This window comes from Paenibacillus sp. Y412MC10 (genome assembly GCF_000024685.1).
Taxonomy (GTDB): domain Bacteria; phylum Bacillota; class Bacilli; order Paenibacillales; family Paenibacillaceae; genus Paenibacillus_AQ; species Paenibacillus_AQ lautus_A.
Map to the genome: position 1 here is coordinate 6,485,001 of NC_013406.1, position 12,759 is coordinate 6,497,759.

Consider the following 12,759-nt stretch of genomic DNA (forward strand, 5'->3'; position numbering starts at 1 on the left):
TTCAAAGCTAACGTATTAACGTTTGCTTGTATTACATTGACGTGATCCATTTGTTCAGTTTTCAAGGAACTTGTTGGCTGCTTTGCCGATCAAATCTCAATCAGCAGCGCAGGTTTATATCTTATCAAGTATTTAACTTGATGTCAACACTTTTTTTCGACGCCGTTCGACAAGCTTCAAAAGCTTTCGTCAAAAGCGACAGTTAGTAATATACCACGGCCCAAAAGATATAGCAAGCATTTTTAAAAGAAAATATGTAAAGTTTCGCATAACATCGTTGATGACATGATTAATGCCTGTTGGAGATCAATATTCATTCGAGTCTGTCTACCTCTCCCGTATACATTTGCTTAAGCATGGAGCTCATTTTGATTTAAGTATCATCTCGAAATGTAATTGATTTCCTAAACAAAAGGTTTTAAGGTTAGTTCATCGCTTTTTCACAGACCGACTACATCTAATAAGAAAGGAGTTCGCCGCATGGCAGACAAAAGCATCGCTCTCCAAAAGCCCAAAGATACTCCAAGTCCTGCGCATGGAGAGGCAAATCAGGCTACAGTATATAAAATTCTAATCGCCATCAGTTTCGTTCATTTGTTTAATGATTCGATTCAGTCCGTGATCCCTGCTATCTTTCCCATATTAAAGGATAATCTGCTGCTTACCTTTACGCAGATCGGTTGGATCTCCTTTGCCATTAATTTTACTTCATCCATCATTCAGCCGGTCATCGGGTACGCCGCGGATCGAAGGCCGACACCGATTCTGCTTCCGATCGGGATGTGTTTTACCTTTGCAGGCGTATTCATTCTTGCATATGCACATACATATATCCTGGTTCTGTTCGCTGTCGTTCTGATCGGATTAGGCTCGGCTACCTTTCATCCTGAGGGAATGCGGGTCGCTCATATGGCTGCAGGCATGCGAAAAGGGTTGTCCCAATCGATCTTTCAAGTAGGGGGCAATGCCGGGCAGTCACTGGCTCCGCTTCTGACACGATACATTTTCGTACCGTTCGGACAATTTGGCGCGATCGGCTTCACCTTCGTTGCCGCTGCTGGTATCATCGTGCAATCCTATGTTGCCCATTGGTACCACGGCATGCTGAAAGCCGGTTACACGTTTAAAAAGAAAGCGGCCGGACGCATGCTTGATCCCGCTCGCCGGAAAAGCGTACGCAATGCCACGCTGGTTCTCGTCATTCTCGTGTTTATCCGCTCCTGGTATGGCGCAGCCATTAGCAGCTATTATGCCTTCTACCTCATGGATGCATACAAAATCACGATTGATAATGCTCAGATCTATATTTTTCTGTTTCTTGCATCCGGAGCCGTGGGCACCTTCTTCGGCGGTCCGCTGGCCGACCGCTTTGGCCGTCGCAACATGATCATGCTCTCCATGATCGGCACGGCGCCCATTGCGTTGATTCTCCCGTTCGCCTCCCCGTTCTGGGCGGCCGTGTTGCTGCTGATCGGCGGGTTTGTCCTATTGTCCAGTTTCTCGGTCACCGTTGTGTATGCCCAAATGCTGCATCCGGGCAATATCGGTACGGTATCCGGGCTGATCACCGGGTTTGCTTTTGGCATGGGCGGGGTCGGTTCGCTTGTGCTCGGTAATCTCGGGGATGCTTGGGGAATCGGCAATGTTATGATCGCCATCGGCTTCTTGCCGTTGCTAGGTCTGCTTGCCCTGCTTCTTCCGGGTGATGACAAGCTGGATCAGTGGTCAAGGGAATAGTCGTACTATGGAAAAAGACACTCATCGGGCTGCACAATGGTGCTGGTGAGTGTCTTTTTATTTCATTTTTTTGACGAGTTTTATGAACCAGTATAGGAATATCCATGGGAGCACGTATTTAGTCACCCACTCGAAGCTCAACTGAATAGCTCCGGCTTCTGATCCCTCAACCAGATTCCCCACTACAGAAACCATAACGAAAAATAGCACGATGGCAATGGTTGCATAGAACACTGTTCTATATCTCATGTCCTCCCCCTTCATCGAATTCAGTCGTTACCAAAATATTACACACCCCAGAATGTCGAATCAACCTATTTGTTGAATGTAAATAGCAGCGAGCGTATTAAAAAGAGGAGATGCCCCGTCACGTCGATGACATGGAGCAGCTCCTCTTTAGCTCAACCAGAATTGTATTGAAGCAGCTTAGCCTTCATTAGATTTTATTCAGATAATCCAGTAAACGGTACACAATGACGGATACCTGTGCCCGAGTGGAAGTCTCGCCCGGTGCGAAGCGGTTCCCGCTCACTCCCTTCACCAGACCTTCGTTTACGGCAAAGGCTACGGCCGCTCGTGCATCCTCCGAAATCAGATTCGTGTCGCTAAATGACAAGGATGCCGTTTCGGAATCCATCTTCAACGCTTCCGCAATCATGACTACCATGTCCTCGCGGGTCAGCGGATGCTTCGCCCCCGCTTCTTTGCTGCGTGTTTCCCAATCGATGCCTGTCTCGAAAATACGATCAAGGAGCGTCGCAAATTCGGCACGGGTTACCGCATTGTTCGGCGAGAAACGTCCCGCACCGGTACCGTTCGTGATATGCTGCGAGGCAGCAACCTCAATCTCATCCTTAGCCCAGTGGCTGACGATGTCGTTAAAGGTCACGTTATTCTCGGCGGCCACATAAGAGCCCGGTCCGTCGATACGGAACGTGATCGATCCGCGCTCAGCCGATTGCAGCAATCCTGCGGATTGCAGGTCACCTTTTTCCGACTGAACGTAGGCACCCACCTTGCGGGCATCCTTCACTTTGGCCGGGTCGTAGTTCAATGTCAGTAAAAGCGGATGTTTGAACTTGTCCCCGTGTTTGACCGAAACGATCGAGGATACAGCGTTCAAGGTGTTTCCAGATCCCGCTTTGCTTGCAGCTACGGAAACCGTCAGGCTGAATCCGCTGCTCGTCGTGAAATCATCCAAAGCTTCGGCAGGCACCGTCAAGGTAAAACCGTTACCCGTGATAACAAGCGGTTTGCCTGATGCTTTTAGCTTATCGACGGTTGCCTTGCCGAGGGTCAGAGCTACGTCGCTGTATTTGCTGAAATCCAGCTTGGATACGTCCAGTTTCACTTCCTTACTGTCACTAGTAATTCCTGTAGTAACCGCTGCTTCAGACAAAGCTGCCGTTGCGGATTCGGTTCCATCCGCATTTTTCTTGGTGGTTACTTTAGCATCCCCTGATACTTCAGGAGCCGGAGTGGACGGTGTTCCCGTGGAACCGCCGCCGGAGGACGAGCCGCCGCCATTACCCGGGTCCGGGTTGCCCGGTCCAGGTGCACCTGTCAATTGCAGGTTTACCGTCGCTTTACCTTCAAGACCTTGGCGATCCTTGACTGAAAGCTCGACGGTATAGTTGCCCGAAGCCAATCCGTCCAGTGCGATGGTAAAGGCGCCATCCTGCTCGACATCAAAGCTGCCTTCCTTCGCTACCGTTTTATTGGCTCTTTTAATAACATAAGTGGCATCCAGCCATTCGCTGACATCAAAATCAATCGTCCATTCATCCCACATTGCTGGAACTACCGTTACATAGAGGTCATCGATCGTGCCGGTTAGTGCAGGCTTGTTCTTGCCGGAGATTTTGACATCTGCATTCGTATTAATATTAGGTGCCTTGGTTTTGACGAAGAATGGAATAGTCGCGTAATCGGAATAAACGATTCCATCCGTACCAAGAGATAAAAGCTCAACCGAGTACAGACCGTCTTTAATCAACTCATATTTTAGAGTGGTATAGTTACCGAATACACCATCCCAAGGGAGCTCGAATTCAGTGTTTGCATCAAAATCTAGTTCATCATAATATATCCGCCCAATCCGCCCGTCACCATCTGGCCCTGATTCAGGATGAAGGCTATCGTATAGATCAATTTGTACAGCTAACATAGGATTATAGAATTCAAAACCTATATTCAGTTCGCCCAGCTCTCCTTGTTCATTCAAAGGGAAATGCGGCAGATAGTTCTCGTTCTCACTGTAGACCTTCGTATATTTGACGCCGGTCATCTCGAGATTGAAGTAAGCTACGTATGGTACAGAGTAAGTGCGGGTTTCGTTTTTAAAAGTAATGTAGCCTTGCTGTTCCGAAACTCCTGATACACCTGCCGGAACTTGAAGCGTTACAACCAGTTCTTTCTCTCCATTTAGATCAAAGGAAGATTGATCCACTGTAACAGCTACTCCAGGGGTTGATTGCGTTGTAGTAACCTCGACCTCAAACCGTCCGCCAATGTCACCAATCTGTTCTACTTTTACTTTCTTCTGAACGGTTTGTTCGGTTGCTCCTGTAAAATTACCAAAGTTAATGCTTCCAGTAATATTATCCTGCTCTTTACTTGTTCCGTTCTCTTGATACGAAGTCTTGTCCAACACCTTCACCAGCGCCTCTGCCTGGATGGTCTGGAGCGCCTGTACGCGCCCGGCCCCTTGATCCGTCACATCGTAGGATTCGGTATTCAGCACTTTGGCATTATTCATCAAGGCGACTTTGACATCGAACGGAGTCCAGTCGTTGTGCTTCTCCAGGATGAGAGCCGCAAGCCCTGCCACATGCGGGGACGCCATACTGGTGCCTGTTAAACGGTCATAGGACTGACTGTAATCTGCACCAGCAATGTCCTTCCCGTATGCCGGAACGGATGACAAAATGCTCGTACCCGGCGCTACCACGTCAGGCTTGATATCCAGTGTCTTCTTGGCTGGGCCTCTGGAACTGGAATCATTAATCTCATCGCCTGCGGTTCGGTTTTTAATAAAATCGGTGAAATTCACTTTCAGATCCGGGTTGGCATCGAGCAGCGATTTGATATAATCGCCGTCTTCTTTGCTCATACTAAAGGTTGGAATGAAGGCAAAGCTGTCACCTAGCAAGACGCCAATCGGGCCAGGGTTCTGGTTGAATACGATGGCACCCGTCGCGCCTGCTGCCTTAGCATTCGCAATTTTTTCGACGAAGGCGAGTTCGCCGCGTTTAATCAATGCGATTTTGCCCGCTACGTCTTTGCCAGCGAAATCCTCTGGTTTACCCAGATCCGCATAAACCAGTCCGAAATCTCCATTCAGGACGACTTCAGGGTCCTCGGCCAGATTCCACGCCATTAATTCAAGCTTATACGTAGCATCTACCACGGTAACCGGAGCGGCATCGTCAGCCTGAGGGGCTACTTCATCGTCGGCAGATTCAACAGGCACTTCATCAGTGGCTGGCTCCTCTGCTGCGCCGTCACCCGATTGAACTAAGTTTGAATCCTGCTCCGGATTAACGGAAGGCGCCGTGTCATCGGTCGATGATGCCTGGGCAGCTTCATCGAGCTGTACTTCTGCCTGCTCGTCAGGCGTGACGGATGGTGTTGGCCCTGCTCCAAGCTCAACCGTTCCCTCATTGTTTTCAATGGGCTCGCCCGGCAATTCCGCGTCCGTGAAAAAGTGCGATGTTGCCGCCATTTCGTCGCTTGGACCCGTGGAGTTTCCTACCGTAATCGGAAATGCCGCCGCCCCCGGCGATCCAACCGTCCAGCGGTTTGGTCCTGTATTGCCGCTTGCAACAACCGGCGTGACACCAGCCAGCGCAGCATTGTTAAGTGCTACGGACGTTACATAATCCGGATCATTTCGGGAATTGCCCAGGGAGAGGTTGATTATATCCATTCCGTCCTGAACGGAACGGTCAATACCTCCAAGTACCCAGCTGGAATAGCCGCTTCCGTACGGCCCAAGAACGCGGTAAGCATAGATATCCGCTTCGGGTGCAATGCCCACGACTCCATATTCGCCGGCATCGCGGGCTCCGATGGTACCCGCTACGTGCGTTCCATGATCGGTCCAATACGTGCTCCCCCTGTCATCGACCTGCGGGGGATTGGAGGGATCATTCTCCCAGTCGAGCGGAGTCGTCTCATAAGGATCATTATCATTGTCGACAAAGTCGTACCCGCCCTTATAAGCATCCTTCAAAACCGGGTGAGCGTAGTCAATACCTGTATCAATAACACCGACTTTAATGCCTTTGCCCGTATATCCGAGATCCCAGACATCAGGAGCACCGATGAACGGCCCCGTGTCTTTCATGTATGGATTCACTTCGCCCTTCGGGCCAACCGTTACCTCCAGATCGGGATAAACGCCTAGAACGCCAGGGATATCCAGCAGCGCTTCAACCTTGCTGCCATCGATCTCCATGGACACCCCGTTGAATGCGTAGCTATATTGATCGGAGATTTCATGCGTGATGTTCTTCGTGTTCAGGCTGCGTATAAAAGTCTGCTGCTCCAGTTGTACCTGTGCCTCGACCTTCGCCTCCGCGGAAGAACTAAAGGATTGGCCCTGAATCGAGGAAAGCCCTTTGGCCAGAGCCACTGGTTCGGTCGACAATTCTACGATAACCCTTGTAGGCCCCCCGGCCGATCTTTGCAGGCTTTGATCAAGCGCGGGAAACTCCGCAAGCTTAGCTCGCTGTTTCAGCATATCCTTTAACTGCCTAGCTTCTTCGGCACTGAGCGGGTTGTCCAGCTCGATCTGCCGTTCTGACGGAGCCGCCCCGGCCGCTGGTACAACCAATGATAGCGTTAAAATAAAACTTAGTAGTGCAGACCATAACTTTTTACTCAAGGCTTTGCCCCTCCCATAAGATAGATTTCCCAATCAAATTAGGGTCCGGGATGTCATCAGCATATCTGCGCTGCCTAACGATGGTATCCACTCCTTTCCGCATAAGACTGACCCGTGGTAAATTATTCTAGAATCCAAAATTAGATTCCTTCATCCTTTTCTGTATGTTTTTGTTAAATTCAGTCGAATGTTTAGGAGCTTTTGACGAATGACCGAAAACGTCATAGATTCAAGGAAAATATGGCTTACATCGCAAGTAAGGGAGGAGAAAGGAATTCGGGAAAAAGAAAAAACCGAGGCTATCGATAGCCTCGGTTCTTATGGGTTCAACTGATATTGCAAAATATATCCAGGGTATGCTGTTATTCGTTTAGCAACCGCACGAACTCTTCTTCGTCCTCCAGGATGTCGATGCCGAGCTGCTGGGCTTTGGCCAGCTTGCTGCCGGCTTTTTCGCCTGCAATGAGGAGGTCGGTTTTCTTGGATACGCTGCCTGTGACTTTGGCGCCGAGCGCTTCCAAGCGTTCGGTTGCCTCTTCGCGGGTCAGCAGATGGAGTGTGCCTGTCAGCACGACCGTTTTTCCGCTGAAGTAGGAATCCGTGCTGACCGGCTTCGGCGCTTCCGGCGCTTTCGCTTGGACGCCCAGCGAGAGCATCTTCTGGATGCTTGCTTGGGCAAACGGGTCGGCGAAGTATCCCGCGATGCTTTCGGCCACGATGCCGCCCACGTCCGGCAGCTCGACCAATTCTTCCGCGGTCGCCGCCATCACGCGATTCAGATCACGGTAGTGATCTGCCAGCATTTTGGTAGTGGATTTGCCGGTATTCGGAATCCCCAGCGCAAAGAGGAACGATGCAAGATCCCGCTCCTTGCTCTTCTCGATGGCATCCAGCAGATTCTGGGCTTTTTTCTCGCCGAAGCGCTCCAGCTTCAGCAAACTGTCAAACGACAGCGTATAAAGATCAGCCGGTTCTCTTACACCCAGTTCATCATATAACTGGATCGCGGTTTTATCGCTGAACGTCTCAATGTCCATGGCGTCCCTGGAGGCAAAATGCGTGATCCGGGCCACGATTTGCGGCTTGCACCCCGTCTTGTTGTTGCAGAAGAGGTGGGCGCCGCGCTGTTCCAGCGGAAATCCGCAGGATGGACACTGTTCCGGATACAGGATCTCTTCGCCATCCTGCTCCTCCGTCACTTTGCCGAGGATCTCGGGAATGACGTCATTCGAACGGCGAATGAAGACCCGCGAACCCAGCGCGAACTTGAGATTTTTGCGCTCAATATCCCCGATATTGTTCAGCGTACAATTTTGCACCGTAACTCCGGCAAGCTCAACAGGCTCTACACGGGCTAGTGGCGTGATTTTTCCGGTCCGTCCTACATTCCAGGTAACCGACTGCAGCACGGTCGTGGTTTCTTCCGCTTCGAATTTGTAAGCGACCGCCCAGCGCGGGAACTTGTCGGTATATCCGAGCACCTCGCGGATGCGGAAATCGGTCACCTTCACAACCGCCCCGTCAATGAGGTAATCGAGCTCGGAGCGGCGTTTTTCGATATCGGCCAGCTGCTCCATCACATCATCAAACTGCTCGAAATAGAAAATGTACGGGTTGACCTTGAGCCGGTTCTCGCGCAGGAAATCCATCATTTCCTTGTGGTCGGCAAAAGTGATTCCATCCGAGTAGCCGACATTGTAGAAGTACGCGTTCAGCTTACGCTCGGCCGTCACCTTCGGATTCAGATTGCGAAGCGCTCCTGCAGCAGCATTGCGCGCGTTCTTGAGCGGCTCGGCCGCGGTTTGATTGTATTGTTCCAGCACGGACAGGTTCATGATGCCCTCGCCCTGCACTTCGATCGTGCCTTCCGCGTACGGGATCGTCATTGGCACCGACTTGATGGTCTTCACCTGAGCCAAAATGCCTTCGCCTACCGTTCCGTTCCCCCGAGTCGATGCTTGAACCAGCTTGCCGTCCTGATAGGTCAGATTCAGCGTCAGCCCGTCAAACTTCAGCTCCAGTGCATAACAAGGCGACGGCAGAGGATTGCCGGGATTCTTCGTATTATAGTCATTGACCAGCCTGACCACGCGATCATGCCAGGTACGGAGCTGCTCGATGTTCTGGGCTTTATCGAGACTCCATAACGGAGCCAAATGACGGTGCGGGGCAAAACCCTTCAGAATCTCCCCGCCCACCCGCTGGGTCGGAGAATCCGGGAGCGTCACTCCGGTCTCTGCCTCCAACGCTACCAGCTGGTCGTACAGGGCGTCATACTCCTTGTCGCTTACAAGCGGCTGATCCAGCGTGTAGTAATGGTAATTGTAATTGTTCAGCTCCGCAATGAGCTTCTCCATCTTTTCCTTGAAATCCATGCAGGGGCAATCCTCCTTCAATATAATAAGGCCATCGTGGGTTGCGTTTCGTTATGCATATTTACCTAGTTCTATCCCTTATTCCACCTTCGTAATCGGCGCAAAGCCGGCAAGCAGGCGTTTCACGCCCACAGGCGCCGGGAATGCAATCTGCAATTCCATGTCGTTGCCGCTGCCCTTCACCGCTACGATCGTGCCAGTCCCCCATTTGCCATGGGCGACTTTGTCGCCGGCCTTAAAATCGCCGCTGCCCGAGGCAGCCGCTGGACGGGATGACCCACCGGTTGTCATCGTCACCCGGCTCTTAGGCGCGGCTTGCGCGGAAGCGGTCGATCCGCTGAGGGAGAGGTCTACGCTGCGGCTGCCGCCAAAGTTGCTGCCTCCACCGCCGCCGAAGCCGCGTCCCGCATAGGATCCGCCCACATTGCTTCCGCCGCCTCGGCGGTAGCGGTCATGCGCCATCTGGGTGTCTTCCTTCAGCTCTTCCGGGATCTCCTCCAGGAATCGCGATGGCATGTTCGCCGTCGTGCGGCCAAATAAGGTACGCATGCGCGCACAGGATAAGAACAACTGCTTCTCGGCGCGCGTGATGCCTACATAAGCAAGTCGGCGTTCTTCTTCCAGCTCCTCGTTATCCATAAAGGCACGGCTGTGCGGGAATACTCCTTCCTCCATGCCGATGATGAATACCACCGGGAACTCCAGGCCTTTGGCGCTGTGCATGGTCATGAGCACGACGGCATCGTCACGGTCTTCCTCGTCATCGTTCATCGAGTCGATGTCCGCGATCAGCGCAAGATCCGTGAGGAAGGAGACGAGCGACTTATCCTCGTTGTTCTTCTCGAACTCTTGCGTCACCGACAGGAACTCGTCGATGTTCTCGAGGCGTGATCTGGATTCGATCGTATTCTCGTTTTGCAGTTCGAGCCGGTATTCGGACATCTCGAGAATTTTTTCCGTAAGCTCTGTCACCGACAGAAACTCGACCATTCGGCTGAGCGCGGCGATCATGTCGTAGAAGCCCACCAGCGCATTGCGCGTCCGACCGGCAAAACCGAGGTCGTCCACGATTTCCAGCACGCGGAAGATCGAGATGCCCCGCTCTCCGGCTGCAGCAGCCAGCTTCGCCACGGTTGTGTCGCCGATGCTTCTTTTGGGCACGTTAATGATCCGCGTCAAGCTGATATCGTCGTCCGGGTTGGAAATCAGGCGCAGATAAGCAAGCATGTCCTTGATCTCTTTGCGATCGTAGAACTTGATGCCGCCGACGATCTGGTACGGAATATCCGACTTGATCAGAATTTCCTCGATCACCCGGGACTGCGCGTTGGTCCGATACAGAATCGCGTGGTCCTGATAGCTCTTGCCGTCCTTGATGTTCTTGCTAATTTCCGAGGTGACAAAATACCCCTCATCATGCTCCGTATCCCCACGGAACACCTTGATCTTCGGTCCTTCGCCCTGCTCGGTCCACAGATTCTTCGGCTTGCGGCCCGTGTTCAGGCCAATAACATTGTTGGCAGCGTTCAAAATGTTCGCTGTCGAACGGTAATTCTGCTCCAGCAGAATCGTTCGCGCCTCCGGGTAATCCTGCTCAAAATTCAGGATGTTCGTGATATCCGCGCCGCGCCAGCGGTAGATCGACTGATCGCTGTCCCCGACAACGCAGATGCGGTGGTGGCTGTCCGCGAGCATGCGGCAGAGCATGTACTGCGCCCGGTTGGTATCCTGGTATTCATCCACGTGGATGTACTGGAATTTGCGCTGGTAGAAGTCGAGTACCTCCGGCACTTCCTTAAACAGCTGGATCGTGGTCATGATCAGATCGTCGAAATCAAGCGAATTGTTGCTCTTCAAGCGCTTCTGGTATTCGGTGTAAACCTTGGCTACAAGGGTTTCAAAATAGTCTCCGGCTTTCTGTTCATACTGCTGCGGGGAGATCAGTTCATTCTTCGCGGCGCTCATGGCCGCTTGAACCGCCTTCGGCTCGAATTTCTTCGGATCGATGTTGTGCTGCTTCATCACGTTCCGAATAACGGACAACTGGTCTGTCGAATCCAAAATACTAAAGTTCGAAGTGAAGCCGATCCGTTCAATGTCTCTGCGCAAAATCCGTACGCACATGGAGTGGAACGTTGATACCCAGATGTCCTGGCCTTCCCGGCCGACCAGCTTGGATACCCGCTCCTGCATCTCGCGGGCCGCTTTATTCGTAAACGTAATCGCCAGGATGCTCCATGGTGCGGCTTTGCGCGTGGCGATCAGGTACGCGATCCGGTGCGTCAGCACCCGCGTCTTGCCGGAACCGGCTCCGGCCATAATGAGCAGCGGTCCGTCGGTTGCTTCAACGGCCTGGCGCTGCTGCGGATTGAGACGTCTGACGGCGTCGTGTATGTCAATGGAATGCATAAACATTGCCTCCTAATAGGTGTAGATTTGATAAGGGGGAAACTTGAGTAAAGGTAAAAATCCAATAAAAAATGGGATATAGTCAAGCAGATCGAATTGATTAAAGATGATGAATCGTACTGAATGCTGCCTGTCTAAGGCACATTGCGTTCTGCATGGATATTCAATGAATAAATACATGCTTACCGCAGAGGAATTGAAAAAGCGACTATAGAGTCTGATCTGGCTGACTTAACGCGCCTCTATATTTTTCAGCAGATCAGTTAATAGCCCCATCAGCCCTTCACGGCCTTGACCGTCTCGAGCGCCTGCTCCAGATGATCGTACACCACGTTGCCCACAACGATCGTATCCGAGACAGCTGCAGCCGCCAACGCCTGCTCGGCATTGGTTATTCCGCCGCCGTAGAACAAACGGGCGTTATCCAGCGACCTTCGAACCGTGCGGACCGTTTCCATATCCCCAAACGCGCCGCTGTATTCCAGATACACGATCGGCAGATTCATCAGCTTGTCCGCAATCTGGGCATAAGCGGCAGCCGCACTCGCTTCAATCGAAGTCTCTGCACCGGTCAATTTCGCCACCGCAGCGTTCTCGTTCAACACGATATACCCCTCGGTCACGACCAGATCCCACGGGATCATGTACCCGTAGCGTTCGATTCCCTCGCGATGACGGCCCATGATCCAGGTCGGATCCTGCGTATTCATAACCATCGGGACCATATATAGATCAAATCCGGGTACAACGGCTTCCAGATCGGATACTTCCTGCACGCACGGCAGCTCGTAACGCCGAACTCGGGATAGCAGATCCACGGTATTTTCATAGGTGACTCCGGTTGAGCCTCCGACCATAATGGCATCGGTTCCTGACAAGCATACCGCATCCAGGGTCTCGTCATCGATCTCCTTGTCGGGGTCCAGCTTAAACACATGCTTCCAGGATTGTATCATCTCGTTCAAGCGTCATTCCTCCACGTTCACGGGTTACTATCATACTAAAATAAGTCTATGCTAGCACGGTAAGCAAGTCAATTTATGTTCGCATAAAATACGAACATTTTTTTGGTAATTGCGGCTTATCGGTTCAGCCGATATACGAACCGCGCCGCTGGGAAGAGATTTGGGCGGATACCTCGTTAAGAAAAACGTCTACCGACGTACAATCCCAGACCGCATGACGCACAATCCCAGACATATAAATGGTGCCTTCTGTGATATCAAGTAGGCCAAGCTTCGAAGTTTATGCTTTCTGATAGCTTGAAAAAGCCCGCGATCTCTTATGGAGATCACGGACTTCCATGCTCAGCATTATTATGGATGCAAACTCAAACTTTTCCACATACGG

Annotated in this window: 6 protein-coding genes; 1 reads left to right on the forward strand and 5 read right to left on the reverse strand. The window is 51.7% G+C overall.

Going from position 1 to position 12,759, the window contains the following annotated elements; all coding sequences use genetic code 11:
- The first annotated feature begins 480 nt into the window (after nucleotides 1–480).
- Entirely contained in the window at nucleotides 481–1,737 is a 1,257-nt protein-coding gene (locus tag GYMC10_RS28780) for an MFS transporter (protein ID WP_009591294.1), read from the forward strand.
- A gap of 57 nt (nucleotides 1,738–1,794) precedes the next feature.
- Here GYMC10_RS28780 and GYMC10_RS28785 read toward each other — a convergent pair whose 3' ends face one another.
- The 5 genes from GYMC10_RS28785 to GYMC10_RS28805 all read right to left on the reverse strand — a co-directional run bounded on the left by GYMC10_RS28785 (nucleotide 1,795) and on the right by GYMC10_RS28805 (nucleotide 12,374).
- Entirely contained in the window at nucleotides 1,795–1,986 is a 192-nt protein-coding gene (locus tag GYMC10_RS28785; RefSeq protein ID WP_015737648.1) for a hypothetical protein, read from the reverse strand.
- Nucleotides 1,987–2,173: 187 nt separating this feature from the next.
- Nucleotides 2,174–6,625, reverse strand: coding sequence for a S8 family serine peptidase (locus GYMC10_RS28790; RefSeq protein ID WP_015737649.1), 4,452 nt, complete (start codon nucleotides 6,623–6,625; stop codon nucleotides 2,174–2,176).
- A gap of 362 nt (nucleotides 6,626–6,987) precedes the next feature.
- A complete protein-coding gene (ligA, locus tag GYMC10_RS28795) occupies nucleotides 6,988–9,000 on the reverse strand; it encodes an NAD-dependent DNA ligase LigA (RefSeq protein ID WP_015737651.1) in 2,013 nt (670 codons plus the stop codon).
- A gap of 78 nt (nucleotides 9,001–9,078) precedes the next feature.
- Complete coding sequence (pcrA, locus tag GYMC10_RS28800) at nucleotides 9,079–11,409, reverse strand: DNA helicase PcrA (RefSeq protein ID WP_015737652.1); 2,331 nt, start codon at nucleotides 11,407–11,409, stop codon at nucleotides 9,079–9,081.
- Nucleotides 11,410–11,684: 275 nt separating this feature from the next.
- Nucleotides 11,685–12,374: a heptaprenylglyceryl phosphate synthase gene (locus GYMC10_RS28805; protein WP_015737653.1), complete on the reverse strand. Its 690-nt coding sequence runs from the start codon at nucleotides 12,372–12,374 to the stop codon at nucleotides 11,685–11,687.
- Nucleotides 12,375–12,759 lie beyond the last annotated feature (385 nt).